This window comes from Actinotalea ferrariae (genome assembly GCF_019733465.1).
In the GTDB taxonomy this organism is placed as follows: Bacteria; Actinomycetota; Actinomycetes; order Actinomycetales; family Cellulomonadaceae; genus Actinotalea; species Actinotalea ferrariae_A.
The window spans coordinates 1-23,233 of sequence record NZ_JACVQL010000025.1 but is presented as its reverse complement, the minus strand read 5'-3'; the positions used below and the strand labels follow the sequence as shown (position 1 = coordinate 23,233).

Sequence of the window (23,233 nt, the reverse complement as noted above, 5' to 3'; positions counted from 1 at the left end):
GTGCGCGACCGCGAGCGAGTCGACGACGCACCGCACCACCTCGGCGTGCGTGCGCGGCACGGGCTGGCCCGTCGCTCGCGCGGCCGCCGCGACCCGCGCGGGCATGTCCCCGGGCGGGAGGAAGGCCGCGTCGTCGACGTCGACCACGGTCGTGAGCGCGGGCAGCGCCTCGGCCTCCGCGAGGAGGGCGGGCAGGTCGACGTCGTGCCCCGCGGCCGCCCAGGTGCGCAGCGACTCCTGGAGCACCCACAGCCCCATGACGTTGCGCAGGTACCGGACCGTCCCGTCCACGCCGAGCTCGTTGGTGAAGTTCGCGAGCCGGCTCGCCTCGGTGAGCACGGGCGCGTCGAGCTCGACGCCCACGAGGGACCACGTGCCGCACGAGACGTAGGCGAAGTCGTCGCGCTCGGCCGGAACGCCCGCGACGGCGGACGCGGTGTCGTGCGAGCCGACGGCGATCACGGGCACCGGGCCGTCGTGGCCGATCTCGCGCAGCACCGCGTCGCGCACCGTGCCGATCACCGTGCCGGGCTCGCGCAAGGGAGCCAGCAGCGACGCGTCGATGCCGAGCCGCTCCGCGAGGCCGGTCGCCCACCGGCGCGTGCGCGCGTCGAGCAGGCCCGTGGTCGACGCGTTGGTCACCTCGGCGCCCTCCTCGCCCGTGAGCCAGGACGCGAGGAGGTCGGGGATCAGCAGGAGGCGCCGCGCCGCGGTCAGCTGGGCCGAGCCCGCCGCCGCGACGAGCTGGAACACCGTGTTGAACGGCTGCACCTGCAGCCCCGCGGTCGCGTACAGCTCCTCGGCGGGGACGGTCGCGAACACGCGCTCGGGCACACCGTCGGTGCGCACGTCGCGGTAGTGCACGGGGTTGCCGAGCAGCGCGCCGTCGGCGTCGAGCAGGCCGTGGTCGACGGCCCACGCGTCGATCCCGATGCCCGCGAGCCGGCCGAACCGCCGCACCGCCTCGCGCAGGCCGTCGAGGACGCCGGCGTGCAGCGCGAGCACGTCCCAGTGCAGGCGCTCACCCGACGGCGATGCGGGGTGCCGCACGCTCACGGGCCGGTTCGGGAACCGGTGCACCTCGGTGAGCTCGACGCGCTGACCGCCCGCCTCGCCGAGCACCTCGCCGACGATGACCCGACCGCTGGACGCGCCGAGGTCGACGGCCGCGAACACGGCCCGGCTCACGCCGTCACCGGAGGAACGCGGCCGCGACGCCCGAGTCGACCGGGACGTGCAGGCCCGTGGTCTGGACGAGGTCGGGGCCGGTGAGGGCGAACACCGCCGCGGCGACGTGCTCGGGGAGCACCTCGCGCTTGAGCAGCGTGCGCTGGGCGTAGTACTGGCCCAGCTCCTCCTCGGGCACGCCGTAGACGGCGGCCCGCTTGGCGCCCCAGCCGCCCGCGAAGATGCCCGACCCCCGCACGACGCCGTCCGGGTTCACGCCGTTGACGCGGATCCCGTGCTCGCCGAGCTCGGCCGCGAGCAGCCGCACCTGGTGGGCCTGGTCCGCCTTGGTAGCCGAGTACGCGATGTTGTTGGGCCCCGCGAAGAGCGAGTTCTTCGACGCGATGTAGACGATGTCGCCGCCCATGCGCTGGGCGATCATCGCCCGCGCGGCCTCGCGTGCGACGAGGAACGAGCCGCGCGCCATGACGTCGTGCTGCAGGTCCCAGTCCTTCGTGGTGGTCTCGAGCAGCGGCTTCGAGATGGACAGGCCCGCGTTGTTGACGACGAGGTCCACGCCGCCGAACGCGAGCGCGGCGGCCTGGAGCATCGCGGCGACGTCGTCCTCCGACGTCACGTCGGCGCGCACCGCGATGGCACGGTCGGGCCCGCCGATGCCGGCCGCGACCTCCTCGGCGCCCTCGAGGTTGAGGTCCGCGACGACGACGCACGCACCCTCGGCCGCGAGCCGCTCGGCGATCGCGCGCCCGATGCCCGAGCCGGCGCCCGTCACGAGCGCGACGCGGGTCGCGAGCGGCTTGGGCTTCGGCATCCGCTGGAGCTTCGCCTCCTCGAGCGCCCAGTACTCGATCCGGAACTTCTCGGCCTCGTCGATCGGCGCGTAGGTGCTGATCGCCTCCGCGCCGCGCATGACGTTGATCGCGTTGACGTAGAACTCGCCCGCGACGCGCGCGGTCTGCTTGTCCTTGCCGAACGAGAACATGCCGACGCCCGGCACGAGCACGATCGCCGGGTCGGCGCCGCGCATCGCGGGGCTGTCGGGCGTCGCGTTGCGCTCGTAGTAGCCCGCGTAGTCGGCGCGGTAGGCCTCGTGCAGCTCACCGAGCCGCGCGACGACGTCGTCCAGCGGGGCGTCGGCGGGCAGGTCGACGACGAGCGGCTTGACCTTGGTCCGCAGGAAGTGGTCGGGGCACGACGTGCCGAGCTCGGCGAGCGCGGGCGCCTTCTCGCGCGCCAGGAAGTCGAGCACGACGTCGGCGTCGTCGAAGTGGCCGACCTGCGGACGGTCCGCGCTCGCGAGGCCGCGGATCGTCGGCGCGAGCGCCGCGGCGCGGGCTCGGCGCTCGGCCTCGCCGAGGGCCTCGCGGCCCGGGACGACGGCGCCGAAGGGGTGCTCGCCCCGCGCCGCGAGCGCCTCGGTGCGCTCGGCGATGAAGGCCTCGGCGGTGCGGATGATCTCGAGCGAGCGCTGCTCGGCCTCGTCGGACGTGTCACCCCACGCCGTGATGCCGTGACCGCCCAGGACGCACCCGATGGCCTGGGGGTTCGATGCCTTGATCGCGGCGATGTCGAGGCCGAGCTGGAAGCCGGGCCGGCGCCACGGGACCCACACGACCCGGTCGCCGAAGCACTCGCGCGTGAGCGCCTCGCCGTCGGCCGCGGTCGCGAGCGCGATGCCCGAGTCGGGGTGCAGGTGGTCGACGTGGGCCGCGTCCACGAGGCCGTGCATGGCCGTGTCGATCGACGGCGCCGCACCGCCCTTGCCGTGCAGGCAGTAGTCGAACGCGGCGACCATCTCGTCCTCGCGCTCGACGCCCGGGTAGACGTCCGTGAGCGCGCGGAGGCGGTCGAGGCGCAGGACGGCGAGGTTGGCCTCGCGCAGCGTGCCGAGGTCGCCACCCGAGCCCTTGACCCAGAGCAGCTCGACCGGCTGACCCGTGACCGGGTCGGTCTCGGTCCCCTTCGCCGAGGTGTTGCCGCCCGCGAAGTTCGTGTTGCGGGGGTCCGCGCCCAGGCGGTTGGACCGGGCGATCAGCTCGGCGGCCGCGCTCTCCGGGGTGTTCGTGGTGGTCGCAGTGCTGGTCATCTGGGCTCAGGCTCCCCATCCGGCCTGCGCGCCACCGACGCGCTCGGCCACGATCGTCTCGGCGTACCCGGAGGCGGCGTAGGCCCGCATCGGGTCCGGGGCCAGCCCCCGGCTCTCGCGCAGCTCGGCCAGGAGCGGGCGCACGTCGGTGTTGTAGGCGTCCATGAGCGCGCCGTTCGCGCCGAGCACGTCACCGGACTGCTGCGCCTCGTGCAGCGCCTCGCGGTCGACGAGCAGCGCCTTGGCCGTCGCCTCCTGGACGTTCATGACGGAGCGGATCTGCGCCGGGATCTTCGGCTCGATGTTGTGGCACTGGTCGAGCATGAAGTTGACGCCCGAGTCGGGGCGCAGCGCGTCGGCCGCGATGATCTCGTTCATGATCCGGAACAGCTGGAACGGGTCGGCCGCACCGACCATGAGGTCGTCGTCGGCGTAGAACCGGCTGTTGAAGTCGAACGCGCCGAGCCGGCCCACGCGCAGCAGCTGGGCGACGATGAACTCGATGTTCGTGCCCGGTGCGTGGTGCCCGGTGTCGAGCACGACCATCGCGCGGTCGCCCAGGGCGAGGCAGTGCAGCAAAGACGTGCCCCAGTCCGGGACGTCGGTCGCGTAGAACGCGGGCTCGAAGAACTTGTACTCGAGGATGATCCGGTGCTCGGGGTCGAGCGCCGCGTACACCTGGGCCAGCCCCTCGGCGAGGCGGTCCTGACGGGCGCGCAGGTCGTCCTGACCGGGGTAGTTGAGGCCGTCCGGCAGCCAGATCTTCAGGTCGCGCGAGCCCGTGGCGCGCATGATGTCGATGCACTCGACGTGGTGCGCGACGGCCTTGGCGCGGACACGTGCATCGGGGTGCGTGAGCGACCCGAGCATGTAGTCGTCGTCCTGGAAGAGGTTCGAGTTGATCGCGCCGATGCTCACGCCGAGGTCCGCCGCGTGGGCGGCGAGCTTCTCGTAGTCGTCGACCTTGTCCCACGGGATGTGCAGCGAGACGCGCGGCGCGGCGCCCGTGTACCGGTGCACCTGCGCGGCGTCGGCCATCTTCTCGAACGGGTCGCGCGGCACCCCGGCCTGCGCGAAGACCTTGAACCGCGTGCCCGAGTTCCCGAAGGCCCAGCTCGGCAGCTCGATGGTCTGCTCGGCGAGTGCCGCGAGGGCCGCGGCCCGTCGCCCGGCAGCCGATGACGTCGTCGTCCCGGTGCTCACTGTTCCCTGCCTTCCGAATGAAACGTTTCAGGCACGGTACCCGCGTGCCGCGCCGCCGGTCAACCACCCGACCACCGAAGTTGGAAAGGGCTTACCCGACGACCGTACGCGCGGTTCTGGAACCGATCCGGCGGTTCGAGCGCGGCATCCGTTCCAGAACCGTGCTCGGAGTTGGGCTGGGGCCGGCCGGGGCGCGGTCAGGTCAGATCAGGCCCGCGGCTGCGCGCTGGGCGTCGAGGTCGAAGACCGTCTCGAGCGTGACGAAGCCCTGGTCCGGCGGGCCGTCGCTGCCGAACAGCTCGGCCATCTCCGCCTGCCACCGCGCGTTGACCTCGCGCAGCGCCATCGCGTCCCGCGCGGCGTCGAAGTCGTCGACGTCGACCACGCCCACGAGCAGGCCGTCCGGCGCCAGGTGCAGCGTGTAGTCGCGCCATCCCGTCTCGTGGAGCGCCTCGAGCATCTCGGGCCACACCTCGGCGTGCCGGCGGCGGTAGGTCTCGACCTGGTCGGGGCGGATCCGCGAGACGAAGCAGACACGGGCCATGGGTTCCTCCGAGGTGTTCGCCGTTGAACCGTTTCACGGGCACAATGACCGTACGAGGCAGCGGCGTCGCGGGGCAACCGGCACGCGCGTGCGCCCCGAGCCCCGAGAGGACCCATGGCCAGCACCCCGCCCCCGTCCGCGACCCGCCGCCGCCGGGGCCCCGCCCGCGCGAGCATCGGCGACGTCGCGAAGCAGGCCGGGGTCTCCCTCGGCACCGTCTCCAACGTGCTCAACCGTCCGGAGCGCGTCTCGCCGGCGACGCGCGAGAAGGTCCTCGCGGCGATCGAGGACCTCGCGTTCGTCCCCAACGGCTCGGCGCGGCAGCTGCGCGCCGGCACCATCACGACGGTCGGCGCGATCCTGCTCGACATCGCGAACCCGTTCTTCACCGAGGTGGCGCGCGGCATCGAGGACCGGCTCGCCCAGGACGACCACACGCTCATGCTCGCGAGCTCCGACGAGGACCCGGCGCGCGAGGCCCGCTACCTGCGCCTGTTCGAGGAGCACGGCGTGCTCGGCGTGCTCGTCACCCCGGCCGGGGCCGACGTCGACCACCTGCTCGACCTGCACGCGCGCGGCCTGGAGGTCGTGCTGCTCGACCGCGAGTCGCCCACGCCCGAGCTCTCGTCGGTCGCGGTCGACGACGTCGCGGGCGCGGCGATGGCGATCGAGCACCTCATCGGCCTCGGGCACGAGCGCATCGCCTTCATCAACGGCCCGGCGAGCATCCGTCAGTGCGTGGACCGCCGCGCGGGCGTGGTGCGCGCGCTGACGGCCGCCGGCCTGGACCCCGACCGCGCCCTGGTCGAGGTCACGGTGCCGTCGCTCAACGCCGACTCCGGCGAGCGCGGCGCGACCGAGCTGCTCGAGCGCACGGACCGCCCGACGGCCCTGTTCTGCGTCAACGACCTCACCGCCCTCGGCGCGATGCGGACGCTGCGCTGGGTGCACGGGCTCGACATCCCCGGCGACATCGCCGTCGTCGGCTACGACGACGTCAACTTCGCGTCGATGCTCACGACGCCGCTGACGTCGGTCCGCCAGCCGACCCACCGCCTCGGCACGGTCGCCGCCGACCTGCTGCTGCGCGCGACGGGTGCGGGCGCGGCGCCCGAGCAGGTGGTGTTCCAGCCCGAGCTCGTCGTGCGCGCGTCCTCGGGCGCCGGACGCTGACCGACCCAGGACACCGGCGCGCACCGTGCGACCGGCGCACCTAGGGTCGGGGGCGTGGACGAGGACCAGGACGACGCCGCGACCCTGAGGGCGCTGCGCACCGTCCTGGACGCGGGTCATCTCGCGACGCCCGACGACCTCCCCCACGTGCTCGCGCTCGCCGCCGCGTCGGTCGGCTGGGACGCGACCATGTACCTCGTCGACCAGGAGCAGCGCGTCCTGGTCCACGCCCCGGTGCGCGGCACGCCGCAGGCGGAGCCGCTGTCGATCGAGGGCACGAGCGCGGGGCGCGCGTTCGAGCGCGTCGAGCCGGTGCGGACGGCGGGCGGCACGGGGATCTGGCTCCCCCTCCTCGACGGGGTCGACCGCCTCGGCGTCGTGCACTACACCGTCCCCGCCAGCACCAACCTCTCCGACCCCGACGTCGAGGACCGCTACCGCCTGCTCACGCACCTCACGGGGCACCTGGTGGCGGCGAAGACGCCGTACGGCACCGGGCTGGAGCGGCTCACGCTGCTGCGCCCCCGGACCGTCGCCTCGGAGCTCCTGCACTCCCTGCTCCCCCCGCGCACGTTCGGCTGCCCGGGCCTCGTGGTCTCAGGCATCCTCGAGCCGGCGTACGGCGTCGCGGCCGACGCGTACGACCTCGACGTCGTCGGGCGCACGGCGAACCTCGCGATCCTCGACGCGACGGGGCACGACCTCCGCGGCACCGTCCTGTCCGCCGCCGCGCTCGCGGCGCTGCGTTCGGCGCGCAAGGAGGGGCGCGGGCTCTACGACCTCGCGCGCGCGGTGGACGACGTCGTCGCGCAGCAGGGGCGGCACGAGGTCTTCATCACGGGCGTGCTCGCCGAGCTCGAGGTGCGGTCGGGTCGCCTGCGCTACCTCAACGCCGGCCACCCCGCCCCGCTCGTCATGCGCCACGGGAAGGTCGCCAAGGAGCTCTCGGGCGGCCGGCAGATCGTCTTCGGCCTGGGCCGGGGCGAGGCCACGATCGCGGAGGAGCACCTCGAGCGCGACGACGTGCTCGTGTTCTACACCGACGGGATCACCGAGGCGCGCGGCGCCGACGGCGCCTTCTTCGGCCTCGACCGGTTCACCGACCTGCTCGAGCGGGGCGCCGCGGCAGGGCTGCCGGCTCCCGAGACGCTCCGGCGGGTGACGCATGCGGTCATGGAGCACCAGCGCGGTGTGCTGCAGGACGACGCGACGATCCTGGTCGCGCACTGGTCGGGCGGCGAGGAGCTCGCGCTGAACGCCTCGAGGTGAGGCGGGTGCCCGGTGGCGGGCACCGATCTGCCGGGCGCGGGTGCCCGGCGTGCTGCTGGAGTCGTCGCGCCCCCTCGCGCGACGACGGCGCCCGGACGGTCAGACAGGCGCCGCGATCAGGACGAGCGCGGGTCGCCGCGCTCGGCGACCACCTCGTCGTAGATCGGGCTCTGGCTGACGGCCGTGCCCGCCTGACCGCCGTCGCGGCGCTCGGGCGGACCCTGCGGGGCCTGCCGTGCGATCTCGGCAAGGCTCATGGTGACCTCCGGTGTGTGGTGCAGACAGGGACGATCTTGCCGGTTCCGGCCCCCGCGCGCACCTGGTCGGTCACAGCGGGCGGCCCGCGACACGCGGCACGACCTGGCTCTTCACGCGGGCTTCACACGGCCCGGGCGGTGTCTGCCGAGCGGCCGTCACCTCGGCCGACACATCGGCCGTCGCACCGGCGTCAGACCGGCCAGGTGCGCAGCCGCCCGCACATCCCGTAGCGGCGGGGTCCGGGCCGGGGTGCCGCGGATGCGACCGCCGCGGACGCGAGGTGCGGTCCCGCGCCCGTGGCGAGGTCCGTGAGCGCGCGCGACGTCGCCGCCGCGCCCGCCTGGACCGAGGCCTCCCAGACGCCGCGCCAGCCCGGGACGCGGTCGGCCACGAGCCGGGAGGCCGCCGTCCAGAGCGGCTCCATCGCGGCCGGACCGTCCGTGAGCACGGCGTCGCGCAGGGCGCGGTAGCCGTCGAGCGCCAGGTCGCGGCGCGCGAGCGCGGCGGCCCCGGCGGGGTCGCGGTCGGGATCGCGGTCGCGGTCGGGGTCGGGGTCGTCGTCCCCGCTCGGCAGCGCCGCCGCCGCCCGGTAGCGGTCGACGTCGGCCAGGACGTCGGGCGGGAAGGTGAGCACCGCGTCCCCGGCCTCGGGCAGCCCGGCGTTGGACATGACGACGAGGATCTCGAGGTCGCCCTCGTTGACGAGGCGGTGCACGGTGCCGGGGCTGAACCACACCACGGCCCCCTCGGCGAGCGGCGTCTGCGCGTAGCCCGCGCCGCTGAGCGTCTCGACGCGGCCCGATCCGCCGAGCACGACGTACGCCTCGGTCGACGTCGTGTGCAGGTGCGGCGTGCCGCTGCCGCCCGGGGCGTCGTCGGCCGGCCAGTCGTACACGCGCAGGTGGCTCAGCGACGTGCCGCCGGGGAAGCCCGGCGCGCCGGCGGCGCTGGTCCCGATCGCCGGACCGCTGATCTGCTCCTCCGGACCGTCCATCGCCCCGGTCACCGCTCCAGCGCCGCCCGGCCGAGCGCCGCGAGCCGCTCGCCGCGATCGGCGTCCGCGGCGCCGTCGGCGATGACGACCGCGTAGCGGAAGCTCAGCTCGCCGCCCGCCGGGAACGCGACCTCCTCGCTGAAGAACGGCGCCGGGTTGGCGCACGCGAACATCTCGGTCCGCATGAACCACTGCGGCGGGTGCTGCGGGTTGGCGGCGTCGTCGACCATGACGACCGACGAGGCCGTGCCCGTGCCGTCGTGCCGACCGCTGAAGCCCATCCACTCCGCGCGCGTGCCGCGCACCTCCTCGCCGCCGACGACGCCCGGCGCGAGGATCGAGCCGCCCGTGAAGGAGCGGGGCCCGCGCCAGAACAGCCCGCCGTAGCCGGCGTTCTCCCGGCCGTTCGTGGTCGGCGAGCCGATGTCGAGGTCCGTGCCGCCGATGTTCGTCATCGTCGTCGCGAACGTGAGGACCCAGGCGTCGTCGGCCGGGACCACCACGCGCAGCTCGCGGCGCTCGCTCACCACCGCGTGCCCGACCGCCCCAGCACCGGCGGTACCGGCGGTCCCGTCGGGCTGGGTGTGCCACGTGAGCTCGTGCGCGATGCGCGCGCCGTCGCCGTCCGCCTCGAGCGCGGTGAAGCGCTCGTGGTCCATGGACCCGTCGTTGTCGAGCTGGCGGTAGCCCTCGTCGCGGACGTACGTCGGGCCGCCCCAGAAGTTGTGCTCGCCGAGGTTGGGCAGGGACCACGCGATGCCCTTGTGCCACACGTGGTCCCACGGCCGGAACGCGGTGACGAGCTCGCCGCCCAGCGTCCGCACGGGGTGCAGGTAGGGCCGGGGCGACTCGAGCTGCACGTCGTCGGGCGCGTAGACGTACGTGAGGAGCCGGCGCCCGCGGTGGGCGACGTCGACCGCCCAGCCGACGTCGTGCCGCAGCGTGAGGTCCGAGCGTCCCGACGGCCGGCTCATGCCGCACCGCCCACGCGCGTCGCCGCCGCGACCGTCGTGCGCCAGGGCGCGCCCGTGCCCTCCATGCGCTCGTAGAACGGGTGCCCCGGCCCGATCTCGCCGCGACGCACGACGCCGCCCGTGAACGCCGAGGCGTAGATGGCCGCGACGAGCTCGAGCGTCTCGCGCGCGTCGCGCAGGCTCACGGGCGGGACCTCGCCGGCGTCCAGGGCGTCGAGGATCGCCGAGAGCTGCGCGGTGTGCCCGCTCGCGACCGTCTCGGGCGCGGTCCGCGCGGTCTCGTCGACATCGGCACGCCACGCGTCGGCGACCGCGTCCTGACCGGGCGCGGCCGTGATCCGCCAGTGCTCGTCGGTGTACCCGTAGAGGTGCTCGACCTCGACGGTCGCGCGCTCGGTGTCGAGCCGGATCAGCGACGTCTCGCGCGGCGAGAGCAGCGAGTTGACGACGCTGGCCATCGCGCCGTCCGCGAACCGCACGACGGCCATCGAGACGTCCTCGGTCGCCGTCGGCCGCGCGAGGTGCCCCGCGAGCGCCGTGACCTCGTCCCACGAGCCCAGCAGGGAGAGGAGCAGGTCGAACTGGTGGATCCCGTGGCCCATGGTCGGACCGCCGCCCTCGACCTCCCACTTCCCCCGCCACGGCACCTCGAAGTAGGCGTCGGGACGGAACCAGAGGGTCTCGCACGTCGCGACGAGCGCGCGGCCCAGGCCCTCGGGTGCCTCGCTGCCGAGCAGCCGCCGCACGCGGTGCGCACCCGCGCCGAAGCGGTGCTGGAAGACGACGGAGACCGGGGTGCCCGTCGCGTCCGACACCGCGAGCAGCCGGTCGACCTCCGCGAGGCTCAGGGCCGGCGGCTTCTCGAGCAGCACGGCCGTCCCGGCCTCGAGGCACTGGATCGCGAGCGGCACGTGCGAGCCGGGCGGGGTGCAGATGTGCGCGACGTCCGGCGGGCCGTCGGGACCGTCGAGCGCCGCCGCGAGGTCGGTGCCCCAGGCCGCGATGCCGTGGCGGCCCGCGAAGTCGCGCGCGCGGTCGGCGTCGAGGTCGACGGCGAACTCGAGCGTGCTGCGGCCGGGGAAGGCCGCGACGGCGGACGCGTGGGCGCCGGCGATCGCGCCGGTCCCGATGATGAGGTGTCGGCGGAGGTCTGCCACACCGGTCCTTTCGTGGTGACGTGCGTGCGTGGTGACGTGCGTCGGTCAGGTGCGCGTGCGCTCGGTCAGGTGCGCGTGCGCTCAGTCGTCCTCGCCGGTCTCGGCCGCCGGCTCGGCCGTGCGCGCCGCCCAGCGGCGGTCGACGGCGACCACGGCGAGCGAGAGCAGGCCGCCGACGACGATCACGAGCGGCATGAGCATCCACACGAGGACGCCGCAGGCGGCGACGGCGGAGACGAGCAGCGCGGAGCCGCCCAGGTCGGCGGCGCTCAGCCGCGCGGCCTCCCGCAGCGCGGGCCGGAGTCGCACCCCGGGCTCCCACAGGCCGCACGCGCGCAGCACGACGGCGACCGTCACGACCGCGACCGCCGCCGTGACGACCAGCACCGCGGTGCCGCCCGGGAGGGCGCCCGTGCGCGCGAGCCAGACGTCGTACGCGATGAGCAGGGCGAGGGCAGGGACGCCCAGGCCGAGCGGCCACCAGTGCCGCAGCGCGCGGCCGGTGTCCGTGACGACGGTCCGGATCGGGTCCGCGTAGCCGTCGACCGACCGGCGCACGTGCCGCGTGCCGGCCGCGAGGGCGGGGACCGCGGTGACGAGCGGCAGGCTCAGGAGCGCGACGACGGCGCCGACCAGCAGCATCTCCGCGAGCAGCTCGAGGCGCGGGTTGCCCCCGGACCTGTCCTTCCCCCGCCGGTCCCTGGTCGCCACGCGACCCATCATGCCCACGCCCGCGGATCCCGCCGTCATCCCTTGAGCCCCTGGGTCGCGACGCCCTCGACCAGGTACCGCTGGAACACGAGGAAGAAGAGCATCACGGGGATGAGCGCGAGGACGGCCATGGCCATCTGCGCGCCGTAGTCGGACGTCGACGTCTGGTCGACGAAGAGGCGCAGGGCGATCGGGAGCGAGTAGAGCGCCGGGTCCTTGAGGTAGAGCAGCGGGCCGAAGAAGTCGTTCCAGCTCCAGATGAAGGCGAAGATCGACGACGTCACGAGCGCCGGCTTCATGAGCGGCAGCATGATCGAGCGGAAGATCCGCACGTGCCCCGCCCCGTCGATGCGCGCCGCCTCGTCGAGCTCCCGCGGCAGGTTGCGCATGAACTGCACCATGAGGAACACGAAGAACGCCTCGGCCGCGAGGAACTTGCCGATGAGCAGCGGCACGTAGGTGTTCACGAGGCCGACGTTGTTGAACACGATGTACTGCGGGATGATCACGACGTGGAACGGCAGCAGTAGCGTCGCGATCATCAGCGCGAACCACAGCGAGCGGCCGGGGAAGTCGATCCGCGCGAACGCGTAGGCGCTCACCGAGGCGGACAGCGCGATCCCGATGACGGACAGCACCCCGAGCAGCATCGAGTTCCAGAAGAACGTCCAGAACGAGACGCCGCCGATGCCGTCGAGCGCGGTCGCGAAGTTCGCGAGCGACGCGTTCTCGGGGACGAGGCTCGTGTTGCCGACGATCTCCGAGGTCGGCTTGAGCGACGAGACGAGCATCCACAGCGCCGGGTAGAGCACGACGGCGCTCACGGCCAGCACGAACACGTGGAACAGCACGGACGTCACGCGCGACGTCGTCCGGTTGCGGCGACGCAGCGCGCGGCTCGCCTCCTCGCTCACGACGGCGGCCATGCCGGTCGTGGCGGGCAGGGTCGGGTTCGTGGTCACTTTCCCTCCCCGCTGTAGTGGACCCAGAACTTCGAGCTGCGGAAGAACAGCAGCGTGATGATGCCGACGACCACCACGAGCACCCAGGCCATCGCGGACGCGTAGCCCATCCGGAAGTCCTGGAAGCCGCGCTGGTACAGGTAGAGCGTGTAGAAGAGCGTCGAGCCCGCGGGGCCACCCGTGCCGCCCGAGATGATGAACGCCGAGGCGAAGATCTGGAACGAGTGGATGGTCTCGAGCAGCAGGTTGAAGAACAGCACCGGCGAGAGCATCGGCAGCGTGATCTTGAAGAACTTCCGGACCGGCCCGGCGCCGTCGACCGACGCGGCCTCGTAGAGCTCGGCCGGGATCTGCTTGAGGCCGGCCAGGAAGATGACCATCGGCGCACCGAACTGCCACACGGTCAGCAGCACGAACATCGGCATCGTCATGTCGGGGTTGCCGACCCAGCCGCCCCAGTTGACGCCGACCGACTGGCCGATCTTGTCGACGATGCCCTGGTCGATGAACATCGCCTTCCAGACGATGGCGATCGAGACGCTCGCGCCGATGAGCGACGGCGCGTAGAACACGGACCGGTACAGGCCCTGGCCGCGGCGCCGGTTGTTCAGCAGCATCGCGACGGCGAGCGCGGCGACGAGCTTCACCGGTGTCCCGACGAGCACGTAGATGCCCGTGACCTTCGCCGACTGGATGAACCGGGGGTCGGAGAACAGCATCGTGAAGTTGTCGAGGCCGACCCACTCGGGCGACGCGAACAGGTTGTAGTTCGTGAACGCCAGGTAGAGCGAGGCGAGCATCGGTCCGGCCGTCAGCGCGAAGAAGCCGAGGAGCCAGGGCGAGAGGAACGCGTAGCCGGCCGCCGCCTCCGCGCGCCGGCGACGTCGTCGCTGGTCGGGCGGCCGGACGGCCGAGCGAGGCCCGGTGAGGGTGGCCTCGTCGATGAGGGCCATGGGGATCCGATCGATATGGGTCGGGCCGGGCGACGTGGTGGCCGCCCGGCCCGACGGCGTGCAGGGGTGACTGGTGCGTCAGCCGCAGGGCTGGAGAGTCACAGCCGGGTGGTCACTACTGGGTCATCATCTGCGCCTCGGCGAACCAGGTCTCGACGAACTGGTCGATCGTGACGGTGCCGTAGGCGAGCTCCTCGGCGAGGCGCTTGTACTCCGCCTCGATCGAGCCGAAGCCCTTGACGGGGACGGGGACGGGCTCGGTCACGTGGTCGGCGACGGCCTCCTCGTAGGCGACGACGCGGGCGTCGACGCTGCCCTCCTCGAGCTCCATCGCGGCGCGCTGCTCCTCGTCCGCGGGGACGCCCTTCGAGGTGCCGAAGATGCGGCCGACCTCGGGGTCGGTGAGCAGGAAGTTGATGAGCGTCGCGGCCTGCTCGGGGTGCTCGGTGTTCGCACCGGCCGAGAGCAGCATCGACGGCTTGAAGAACATCGCCTTCTCGCCGTCGGAGCCGGTGGGCACCGGGAGCATCTCGATGTTCTCCGTGCCCGAGTCCGCCGTGTAGCCGGCGAGGAAGTTGTCCCAGCTGAACTCGGACGCCGACTCGTTGACCGTGAACCCACCGAGCGGGAGCAGCTGGATGCCGCGGTCGACGGGGTAGACCGCCTTGTCCGCGCGCAGGTCCTCGGCCATGCCGAGGAACTCCTTCATGTCGTCCTCGTCGAAGCCGAACGTGCCGTCGTCGTTGAAGGGCGTCTTGCCCTCCTGGACCAGCCACTGGAGGAAGAACCAGAAGGTGTTCGTGTAGTCGGCACCGCCGAAGATCGGCTGACCCTCGGCCGTCGTCTGACCGGCCTCGGTGACCGACGCGAGGAACTCGTTGTAGTCCTCCCACGTGTAGTCCTCGGCCGGCGGCTCGATGCCCGTCTGCTCGAGCAGGTTGGGGTTGTAGAAGAGCGCGAGGGTGTTGGTGCTGGTCGGGATGCCGACCTGCTGGTCCTCGAGCACGCCGGACTCGACGAGCGACTCGTCGAAGCCGGAGAGGTCGATCTGCTCGCCGACGTACGGCGCCAGGTCGAGCAGGTGACCGTTCTCCGTGTACTCACGCAGGTAGGAGAGGTCGAACTGCATCACGTCGGGGAGCGCGCGTCCGGCCGCCTCGGTGGACCGCTGCGTCCAGTAGTTCGGGAAGTCGACGAAGGCGGTCTGCACGGTGATGTTCGGGTGCTGCTCCTCGAAGAGGTCGAGCGCCTCCTCGTAGCGGGCGGCCCGGTCGTCGTTGCCCCACCAGGTGAAGTTGAGGGTGACGGGCGTGGTGTCGTCGCCGCCCTCCCCACCGGTGGTCTCCTCGGGGTCGGCCTCGCCCGACCCGCCCGAGCAGGCCGCGAGGGCGAGCGCCGCGGCGGCGGCGACGCCGGCCGCCTTGAGGGTGTGTCGCTTCATCGTGATGAGCCTCCTTGCTCAGCGGGGGGAAAGCGCATTCCTTACCTGTGAAACGTTACAATAGACTGAGACCCACGTCACGCACCAGCCCCGTCTGGGACCGTGACGAACTCGCAACCGACAGTCCGCGACAGTCCTGACCGACAGTCCCTACGTGCCGACGGAGCCACGATGACGCAGCGCCAGATCCCGCGGTGGTCCGAGCTCAAGCCCCTCCTGCGGGCCAAGCCGCTGCAGCTGGACCCGACCGAGCGCCGCCTCGAGCAGGCGCTCTCGATCGCCGACCTCCGCCGGGCCGCGCGGCGCCGCACACCGCGGTCGGTCTTCGACTACACCGACGGCGCCGCCGACGCCGAGATCAGCCTGCGTCGCGCCCGGTCGCTGTTCCGGGACCTCGAGCTGCGGCCGTCGATCCTGCACGACGTGTCCGCGGTCGACACGACGACGTCGATGCTCGGCCGGCCCGCGGCCGTGCCGTTCGCGTTCGCGCCCACGGGCTTCACGCGGATGATGCACCACGAAGGTGAGCGCGCCGTCGTGCGCGTCGCCGGGCGGCGGGGCATCCCCTACGCGCTCTCGACCATGGGCACGACGTCGATCGAGGACGTCGCCGCGGCCTCGCCCGAGGCGCGCAGGTGGTTCCAGCTCTACGTGTGGAAGGACCGCTCGGCGGGCGAGGACCTCATGGCGCGGGCCAAGGCCGCCGGCTACGAGGCCCTGATGCTGACGGTCGACGTGCCCGTCGCCGGTGCGCGCCTGCGCGACGTGCGGAACGGCTTCTCGATCCCGCCCGCGCTGACGCTCAAGACGGTGCTCGACGCCGCGACGCACCCCGCGTGGTGGGTCAACCTCCTCACCACCGAGCCGCTCACCTTCGCGTCGCTGTCGACGTGGGACGGCACGGTCGGGGAGCTCCTCGACAAGCTGTTCGACCCGACCATGACGTTCGCGGACCTCGAGTGGCTGCGCGCCAGCTGGGACGGCCCGCTCATCATCAAGGGCATCCAGACCGTCGAGGACGCGCGCCGCGTCGCCGAGGCGGGCGCCGACGCGATCGTGCTGTCGAACCACGGCGGGCGGCAGCTCGACCGCGCGCCCGTGCCGCTGAGGCTCGTGCCCGACGTCGCCGAGGCGGTCGAGGGCCGGTCCGAGGTGTGGGTCGACACCGGGATCATGAGCGGGGCCGACGTCGTCGCGGCGCTCGCGCTCGGGGCCGACGCGACCCTGGTCGGACGCGCCTACCTCTACGGCCTCATGGCCGGCGGCGAGCGCGGGGTGGACCGCGCGGCCGCCATCCTGACCCGTGAGGTCCGACGCACCATGGCGCTGCTCGGCGTCTCGCGCGTCGAGGAGCTCGGCGCACAGCACGTCCGGCTGCCCTAGGGGTGGCAGCACACCCGCCGGCCCCGTCTCTCCTGCGCCTGCCGGCGTTCCGCCTCCACGCGTCCGCCCAGCTGCTCGGCAGCGTGGGCGTGTGGATGCTGCGCATGGCCACGGACTGGCTGGTGCTCGAGCTGACCGGGAGCTCGGCGGCCGTCGGCGTGCTGGTCGCGCTGCAGTTCCTGCCGCTGCTCGTCGTCGGGCCGCTCGGCGGGCTCGTCGCGGACCGGCACGACAAGCGGCGACTCGTCCTGCTCGCCCAGGGGGCGCAAGCCGTGCTGGCCGCCGGGCTGGCCGCGGTCACCCTGACCGACGTCGTGCAGGTGTGGCACCTCTACGTGGCCGCGGTGCTGCTCGGGCTCGTCGGCGCCGTCGAGATGCCCGCGCGTCAGGTGCTCGTCAACGAGGTCGTCGGCGACGCCCACCTCAAGACGGCGATCAGCGTCACCAACGCGCTCAACCAGGCCGGCGGGCTCGTCGGGCCGGCCGTGGCGGGCGCGCTCATCGCCGAGGTCGGGCAGGGCTGGTCGTTCGGGCTCAACGCCGTCGTCTGCGTCGCCGTCGTGCTCCTCGTGCTGGCCATCCGGCCGGCGATGCTGCAGCGCGTGCCGACCGTCGGACGGGCGCGCGGTCAGCTGGCCGAGGGCTTCCGGTACGTCGCGGCGCGGGCGCACCTGCTCGCGATCGTGGTGCTCGCCGGGCTCATGGGCGCCCTCGGGCTCAACGGCCCCGTGGTCCTCACGGCGTTCGCCGAGGCGGAGTGGGGCACGGGTGCGCGCGGGTTCGGGCTCTACAGCTCCGTCGCGGCGCTCGGCGCGCTGGTCGGCGCCGTGGTGACCGCCCGGCTCGCCCGGCTGCGCGTGCGGCACGTCGTGCTGGCGGCCGGCGCGTTCGGGGCGGCGGAGACGGTGACCGCCGTGATGCCGACGCACGTGACGTTCCTCGTCATGGTCGGCGTGACCGGGTTCGCGACGCTCCTGTTCCTGTCGAGCGCGATCACCTGGGTCCAGCTCGCCACGACCCCGACGGTCCGCGGGCGCGTGCTCGCGATCTACACCCCCGTCCTGCTCGGCGGGCACGCCGGCGGCGGGCTGCTCCAGGGCTGGCTGACCGAGCACCTCGGCGTGCGCCAGGGCCTCGTCGTCACCGGCTGCCTCGCACTGGTCGCGACGGCCGGCGTCGGGCTCGCGCTCGTGCTGCACCGCCGCCGCGCGCGGGCCGTGGCCGCGCCGACCGCTCCGACCGCCCCGACTGCTCAGACCGCCCCGACTGCTCAGACCGCCGTGACGTCGTCGTCCCCGGCACTCAGCACCCGCTCCGCGACCACCTCGACCGCCGGCACATCCGCCGGCACGGAAGGAACGTCACCATGACCGAGCACGCACCCGCAGCGCAGCCGACCGCGGCAGCGACCACCCAGCCGGCGCCTGCGGGCTCCTGGCCGCGCTGGCCCGTCGGGGTCGAGGGCCTCGCCTACGGCGGCGACTACAACCCCGAGCAGTGGCCGCTCGCGACGCGGGTCGAGGACGTCGAGCTCATGCGCGAGGCGGGGGTCAACCTCGTCAGCGTGGCGATCTTCTCGTGGGCGATGCTCGAGCCGCGCGAGGGCGAGTACGACTGGGAGTGGCTCGACGACGTGCTCGACCGCCTGCACGGCGCGGGGATCCGCGTCGCGCTCGCCACCGCGACCGCCTCCCCGCCGCCGTGGCTGACCCGCTACCACCCCGAGATCCTGCCCGAGCTGGCCGACGGCACCGTGCTCCACCAGGGCGGGCGCCAGGCGTACCGGGTGTCGTCGCCCGTGCTGCGCGAGTACGCGCTGCGCATGACCCGGAGGATGGCGGAGCGGTACGGGCAGCACCCGGCGCTCGCGCTGTGGCACGTGGACAACGAGCTCGGCTGCCACGTGCCGCACGACTTCAGCGACGACGCCGCCGCGGCCTTCCGCCGCTGGCTCGAGGCGCGCTACGGCACGGTCGACGCGCTCAACGCAGCCTGGGGGACGGCGTTCTGGTCGCAGCGCTACGACTCGTTCGACGAGGTGCTGCCGCCGCGCACCGCGCCGACGTTCGCCAACCCGACGCAGCAGCTCGACTTCGCGCGGTACTCCTCGGACGAGCTGCTCACGCACTACCGCGCGCTGCGCGACGTGCTGCGAGAGGTGACGCCGCACGTGCCGACGACGACGAACCTCATGGTGTCCACCGGCACGAAGTGGATGGACTACTTCTCGTGGTCGGCCGACCTCGACGTCGTGGCGAACGACCACTACCTGCGCGCGCACGACCCGGAGGGCCACGTCGAGCTCGCCTTCAGCGCGGACCTCACGCGCGGGGTCGCGGGCGGGGCGCCGTGGATCCTCATGGAGCACTCGACGTCGGCCGTGAACTGGCAGCCGCGCAACCGCGCCAAGGGACCGGGCGAGATGCTGCGGAACTCGCTCGCGCACGTCGCGCGCGGGGCCGACGCGGTCATGTTCTTCCAGTGGCGGCAGTCCGTCGCCGGTGCGGAGAAGTTCCACTCGGCGATGCTGCCGCACGCCGGGACCGACACCCAGGTGTGGCGGAACACGGTCGCGCTCGGTGAGGCGCTGCGGGCCCTCGCGCCCGTGCGTGGGTCCCGCGTGCACGCCGACGCCGCCATCGTCTTCGACTACGAGGCCTGGTGGGGCGCCGAGCTCGACTCGCACCCGACGCAGGCCCTGCGCTACCCGAACGAGGTGCTCGCCTGGTACCGGCAGCTGTGGCACCGGGGCATCACGGTCGACCTCGTGCGGCCGGGTGCGGACCTGTCCGCGTACCGGCTCGTCGTCGTGCCGACGCTCTACCTCGTGTCGGACGACGACGCCGCGCGGGTGTCCGCGGCCGCGGAGGCCGGCGCGACCGTGCTCGTGACGTACTGCAGCGGGATCGCGGACGAGAACGACCACGTCCGCGCCGGCGGGTACCCCGGGGCGTTCCGCGAGCTGCTCGGCGTGCGCACCGAGGAGATCTGGGCGCTGCAGGACGGCGAGCACGTGGTGGTCGACGACGGCGCGACGGCGGACCTGTGGACCGAGCAGACGCACCTCGCGGGCGCGGAGGCCGTGCGCCGCTACGCGTCCGGCCCGCTGACCGGGTGGCCCGCGGTGACGCGGCGCGAGGTCAGTGCGGGGACGGCCTGGTACGTCGGCACGCGCCTCGACGAGCTCGGGGCGTCACGCCTCGTCGACGAGCTCCTCGGCGAGGCCGGCGTGCTGCCCGTCGTGCCTGCGGTACCGGCCGGGGTCGAGGTCGTGCGGCGGCGCGGCGAGGCGGCGAGCGACGGGTCGGCCGCGTCGTTCCTCTTCGTCATCAACCACACCGACGCCGACGTCGCCGTCGCGGCCGAGGGGGTTGACCTCCTCACCGGAGCCGCCGCCGACACCGAGGTCACCGTGCCCGCGTTCGGCGTCGCCGTCGTCCAGGAGACCGCACCGGCACGCTGAGCACGGGCCGGGCCGGGCCGGGCCGGGCCGGGCGACGTCTTCCATGTCTTGACGTCGCGGACTCGCACGTCGCGGGTTCGCACGTCGGGGGTTCGCACGTCGCGGGTCCGCACGTCGCGGGTTCGCACGTCGCGGGTCCGCACGTCGCGGGTTCGCACGTCGCGGGTTCGCACGTCGCGGGTTCGCAGGTCGCGGACTGGCACGTCACGGGTTCGCACGTCACGGGTTCGCAGGTCACGGCTTCGCACGTCACGGCTTCGCACGTCACGGCTTCGCACGTCACGGGTTCGCACGTCACGGGTTCGCACGTCGCGGACTGGCAGGTCGCGGGTTCGCACGTCACGGGTTAGCACGTCGCCGGTTCTGTCGTCGAGCATCCCGACGTCGCGGACTCGCGACGCCGGGCCTCAGAACGGAGGGCTGGTGTCCGGCGAGCGGCCGCTCGGTGGCGGCTCGTCGCCGCACGGGCGCGGCCGTGGAAGCTGACCGTCCTCCGACGCCTCATCCAGCGGCTGCCCGTCCGGGACGACCGGTTCGGCCGGCCCGCGCGAGCTGTGCGCGTACCGGTGGCCGGTCGGCGTCAACCACTCGAAGACGCCGGGCGCCACCTGTGTGAGCCTGAAGCCCGCGTGGGTCTTGAGCCGGTGGTCGGTGCGGCACAGCGGCGCGAGGTTGTCGTGCGATGTGGTCCCCGGCGCCGACGGGACGGCATCTGATCCCGCGCGAGCCGATCCGGCCGCGTCGGACCCAGACGCGTCGGACCCAGGCGCGTCAGATTCAGGCGCGTCGGAGCCGGGCGCGGGCGATCCCGGTGCGCTCGACCTGGGCGCGTGTGGTCCAGGCGCGTCGGGATCGCCGTACGGGACGGTGTGGTCGAGGTCGCACGATGTCGCGGGCACCGAGCAGCCCGGGCGCACGCAGGCGTCGTCGCGCAGCCGGATGAACTCGTCGAGGTCGGCGGGTGGTCGGTATCTCGTGCGGCCGACGTCGAGGAGCGCGCCCGACAGCGGGTCCGTGACCAGCCGCCTCCAGGTCCCGTCGCGGGCCAGAGCTCGGGCGGTGACCGGAGCGATCGCCCCGTACCCGACCAGGTCGGGAGGTGGGCGCAGGACCTCGACCGGCCGGTCCGCGCCGTCCGCGAGCGCGACGAGCCCGTCGGGGGTCTCCGTGGGCGACGCCGTGCCGGCTCGCGCCTGATCTGTGCGCGGGTGCGCCTCCGGCAGTGCTGCCGCGGCATGCGCGGATGCGGGTGGCTGCGTCTCGGTCAGCAGCGTGTCGATCGGCACGGTGACCCGGAGCTCGGTCCGGAGCGGCGTCCCGGCGATCCAGTCGAGGAGAGGCCTGAGGTCGTTGGGGAGTGGAGCTCGGTCGTCGGTGGCGTCCGCTCCACCGCCCTCTGCGGACATCGGCGGATCGCGATCGGCGTCGGCGCTCCGACGCGAGCCGTGCCCGCCCGAGGTCGCGGTCGGACCTGGACCCGCGTCGCGGCCCGACCGTCGTGCGGCGGGCTGGGCCTGGGCCTGTGCTGGGTGGTCCGGGCACGGGGCGATCGGGTTGAGGACCGCCGCGCAGAGGATGTCGGCCCTGAGCTGCTCCACGGTGCGACCGTCGCCGGCCTGCCGGACCCGTCGCGCCACCGCCTCGAGCCGGCTGTGGAGCGCCAGGCCGGCGGGTGCGGGCAGCACGGCCCACAGCGCGACCATGCCGTCGGGCCGCAGCTGCAGGCGCGAGACGCGACGGCCGGCGACCGCCTCCTGCGCCCGGGCGTCCGCGGTCTCCGGGTCGATGGCGATGAGAGCACGTTCGACGTCGGCGGCCAGCTGACGCCGTGTGCGGCGGTCGGCGTGCGGCAGCACCGCACCCTGCACCTGCCATGCGAGCTCCTCCGGGACGTCGGCGAGCGCCCGGACGAGGACGTCCGCCTTGCCCTCGTCGATCCGGCCCGCCTCGAGCGCCTCACCCGTCGGCCACAGCGCGCCCTCGAACGCGAGGCCCCCGCGCACGAGCGACCGGGCCGCCGTCCGCGAGCATGCGAGGCGGAGCGCCAGCTCGTCGCCGGCGACGTCGGGCTCGGCGACGACCCCGGCCGCCGCCGGCCATGGCGGGTTCATCGACTCGCGCGCGGCCAGTGCGGCAGCGGCGCGAGCGGCACGGGCTGCGGCCCACGCGCCGACGCGGCGCCAGGCGGCGACCACCTCCACGAGGTCGTAGTCGTCGAGGTGGTCGACGTCGAGCGCCTCCAGCAGCGCCACGAGGTCGGGCCCGGGCACGCGATCGGGCAGCGCGACGCCCTGCACGTCGTCGGAGGCGTCCTCCTCCGGGCTGGCCGGACCCTCGGCATCGTGCGAGGCGGCGGGGCGCCCACCGTCTCGCGGCGCAGAACCGGTCGCAGGGTCACCGCTGAGGGCCCGGCTGAGGGACGACCACGTGAAGGACTCGACCTCGAAGAGCGCAGCGTCGACGTGAGCACGGGACTCACCCGCTACGCCGCCAGCCTGGTCGTCGAACACGTGTATGAATCTAGACGAGACCACTGACACGGGGACGAGTCCGGCAGCCGCTGTGGATGAGGCGCCGGCGCCCTCCCGAGCCGCCTATGACGACCGCTCCAGGCGCCCACTTCCCCGGCACCTGGGTCGAACGACCGAGCGCACGCTCGGGAGACGCACGCTTGCCGGCCAGCCGGTGATCCTCGAAAAGAGCCGGCGTGCTCCAGCGCTCAGCCCGCGGCGCGATCCACCTGCCGCAGGAACGCGTCGACCGCCTCGAGGAACGCGGCCGGGGCCTCGCGGCGGACGCTGTGACCGGCAGACGGGACCGCGACGTGCGTCAGCCGGTCACCGAGGGCCGCGCGCGCTCCCTCGAGCAGCCGGTCGTCGACGATCGCCCCGCGGTCGACGTCGCCCGTCACGAGCAGGACCGGGACCTGGACCTCGGCCAGCGCAGGTACCCAGTCGCGCTCGTCCCACTCGTGCGGACCTTCGCCGAGGCGCGGGTCCACCTGCCGCTTCGACGCCGCCCACGGTGCGTGCTCGGCGTCGGGCCAGCCGGCGTTCTCCCTCCGCGATCGTGCCTCGAGCTGCTCCTGCGTCGCTCCCGCGAACGACGCCACGAACGGAGGCAGCCAGGTGGGCACACCGGCGGCGTCGAGGTCGCGACCGCGGTTCCACGCCGGGTCCTCGAGGACGAGCCCAGCCACGAGCCCAGGGTCCGCGAGCGCGAGCTCCTCGGCCACCAGGCCGCCCATCGAGTGCCCGACGGCGACCACGCGCGGCCCGACGACGTCGCGCACCACCTCGCGCACCGCGGCGGCCACGTCGCGCGCGACGGCCGAGATGGCCAGACGGCCGTCGGCCGGCAGCGGCGTCCCGCCGTGCCCGCGCGCGTCCACGGTGAGCCCGGCGCGCTCCGCGGCCCAGCCGGCGAGCACCGGCTCCCAGCACGCGCCGGAGTCGGTGACGCCGTGGAGCGCCA

19 protein-coding genes are annotated in these 23,233 nt (G+C 73.7%); 5 read left to right on the top strand and 14 right to left on the bottom strand.

From position 1 onward, the window contains the following. The 4 genes from ICW40_RS02610 to ICW40_RS02595 form a co-directional block, all read right to left on the bottom strand. Nucleotides 1–1,188: rhamnulokinase (locus tag ICW40_RS02610; RefSeq protein ID WP_221652275.1), on the bottom strand; the 1,188-nt coding region annotated here is incomplete at its 3' end. A gap of 4 nt (nt 1,189–1,192) precedes the next feature. Next, nucleotides 1,193–3,274 carry a bifunctional aldolase/short-chain dehydrogenase gene (locus tag ICW40_RS02605; protein WP_221652274.1) on the bottom strand — a complete coding sequence of 694 codons (2,082 nt, stop codon included), beginning with the start codon at nt 3,272–3,274 and terminating at the stop codon, nt 1,193–1,195. A gap of 6 nt (nt 3,275–3,280) precedes the next feature. Then, complete coding sequence (rhaI, locus tag ICW40_RS02600) at nt 3,281–4,477, bottom strand: L-rhamnose isomerase (RefSeq protein WP_221652273.1); 1,197 nt, start codon at nt 4,475–4,477, stop codon at nt 3,281–3,283. Nucleotides 4,478–4,679: 202 nt separating this feature from the next. Continuing rightward, complete coding sequence (locus ICW40_RS02595) at nt 4,680–5,021, bottom strand: L-rhamnose mutarotase (RefSeq protein ID WP_221652272.1); 342 nt, start codon at nt 5,019–5,021, stop codon at nt 4,680–4,682. A gap of 114 nt (nt 5,022–5,135) precedes the next feature. Here ICW40_RS02595 and ICW40_RS02590 point away from each other — a divergent pair, with 114 nt between their 5' ends. Further along, nucleotides 5,136–6,194 (top strand): LacI family DNA-binding transcriptional regulator, encoded by a 1,059-nt coding sequence (locus ICW40_RS02590; protein ID WP_221652271.1) that lies wholly within the window; start codon nt 5,136–5,138, stop codon nt 6,192–6,194. Nucleotides 6,195–6,248: 54 nt separating this feature from the next. Then, nucleotides 6,249–7,463: a PP2C family protein-serine/threonine phosphatase gene (locus ICW40_RS02585; protein WP_308121588.1), complete on the top strand. Its 1,215-nt coding sequence runs from the start codon at nt 6,249–6,251 to the stop codon at nt 7,461–7,463. 116 nt (nt 7,464–7,579) lie between these two features. Here ICW40_RS02585 and ICW40_RS02580 read toward each other — a convergent pair whose 3' ends face one another. The 8 genes from ICW40_RS02580 to ICW40_RS02545 form a co-directional block, all read right to left on the bottom strand. Then, nucleotides 7,580–7,720 (bottom strand): hypothetical protein, encoded by a 141-nt coding sequence (locus tag ICW40_RS02580; protein ID WP_221652270.1) that lies wholly within the window; start codon nt 7,718–7,720, stop codon nt 7,580–7,582. A gap of 191 nt (nt 7,721–7,911) precedes the next feature. After that, nucleotides 7,912–8,715 carry a cupin domain-containing protein gene (locus ICW40_RS02575; RefSeq protein ID WP_221652269.1) on the bottom strand — a complete coding sequence of 268 codons (804 nt, stop codon included), beginning with the start codon at nt 8,713–8,715 and terminating at the stop codon, nt 7,912–7,914. An 8-nt stretch (nt 8,716–8,723) separates the two neighbouring features. Then, on the bottom strand, nt 8,724–9,689 hold the full coding sequence (locus tag ICW40_RS02570; RefSeq protein WP_221652268.1) for a DUF6807 domain-containing protein: 966 nt from the start codon (nt 9,687–9,689) through the stop codon (nt 8,724–8,726). Then, nucleotides 9,686–10,846, bottom strand: a complete 1,161-nt coding sequence (locus ICW40_RS02565; protein WP_221652267.1) for a Gfo/Idh/MocA family protein — start codon at nt 10,844–10,846, stop codon at nt 9,686–9,688. The genes ICW40_RS02570 and ICW40_RS02565 overlap by 4 nt, the downstream gene beginning before the upstream one ends. An 81-nt stretch (nt 10,847–10,927) precedes the next feature. Further along, nucleotides 10,928–11,557 carry a hypothetical protein gene (locus tag ICW40_RS02560; RefSeq protein WP_221652266.1) on the bottom strand — a complete coding sequence of 210 codons (630 nt, stop codon included), beginning with the start codon at nt 11,555–11,557 and terminating at the stop codon, nt 10,928–10,930. Nucleotides 11,558–11,592: 35 nt separating this feature from the next. Further along, the gene (locus ICW40_RS02555) at nt 11,593–12,483 is read right to left on the bottom strand and encodes a carbohydrate ABC transporter permease (protein ID WP_221652276.1); all 891 of its coding nucleotides are present in this window, start codon (nt 12,481–12,483) and stop codon (nt 11,593–11,595) included. Between the two features lie 32 nt (nt 12,484–12,515). Beyond that, nucleotides 12,516–13,472, bottom strand: a complete 957-nt coding sequence (locus ICW40_RS02550) for a carbohydrate ABC transporter permease (protein WP_221652265.1) — start codon at nt 13,470–13,472, stop codon at nt 12,516–12,518. Between the two features lie 115 nt (nt 13,473–13,587). Next, on the bottom strand, nt 13,588–14,913 hold the full coding sequence (locus tag ICW40_RS02545) for an ABC transporter substrate-binding protein (protein ID WP_221652264.1): 1,326 nt from the start codon (nt 14,911–14,913) through the stop codon (nt 13,588–13,590). Nucleotides 14,914–15,084: 171 nt separating this feature from the next. Here ICW40_RS02545 and ICW40_RS02540 point away from each other — a divergent pair, with 171 nt between their 5' ends. Genes ICW40_RS02540 through ICW40_RS02530 form a run of 3 tightly spaced genes read left to right on the top strand, consistent with a single transcriptional unit; the run spans nt 15,085 to nt 19,759 of the window. Beyond that, the gene (locus ICW40_RS02540; protein ID WP_221652263.1) at nt 15,085–16,296 is read left to right on the top strand and encodes an alpha-hydroxy acid oxidase; all 1,212 of its coding nucleotides are present in this window, start codon (nt 15,085–15,087) and stop codon (nt 16,294–16,296) included. Nucleotides 16,297–16,298: 2 nt separating this feature from the next. Next, nucleotides 16,299–17,666: an MFS transporter gene (locus tag ICW40_RS02535; protein ID WP_221652262.1), complete on the top strand. Its 1,368-nt coding sequence runs from the start codon at nt 16,299–16,301 to the stop codon at nt 17,664–17,666. Next, nucleotides 17,663–19,759 (top strand): beta-galactosidase, encoded by a 2,097-nt coding sequence (locus ICW40_RS02530; protein ID WP_221652261.1) that lies wholly within the window; start codon nt 17,663–17,665, stop codon nt 19,757–19,759. The genes ICW40_RS02535 and ICW40_RS02530 overlap by 4 nt, the downstream gene beginning before the upstream one ends. A gap of 407 nt (nt 19,760–20,166) precedes the next feature. Here the strand turns inward: ICW40_RS02530 and ICW40_RS02525 are convergent, their stop codons facing one another. Together ICW40_RS02525 and ICW40_RS02520 are read right to left on the bottom strand one after the other, a co-directional pair. Continuing rightward, the gene (locus ICW40_RS02525; protein WP_221652260.1) at nt 20,167–22,269 is read right to left on the bottom strand and encodes a DUF222 domain-containing protein; all 2,103 of its coding nucleotides are present in this window, start codon (nt 22,267–22,269) and stop codon (nt 20,167–20,169) included. A 209-nt stretch (nt 22,270–22,478) separates the two neighbouring features. Beyond that, nucleotides 22,479–23,233, bottom strand: a 755-nt coding sequence (locus ICW40_RS02520; RefSeq protein ID WP_221652259.1) for an alpha/beta fold hydrolase, incomplete at its 5' end; no start/stop codon positions are given.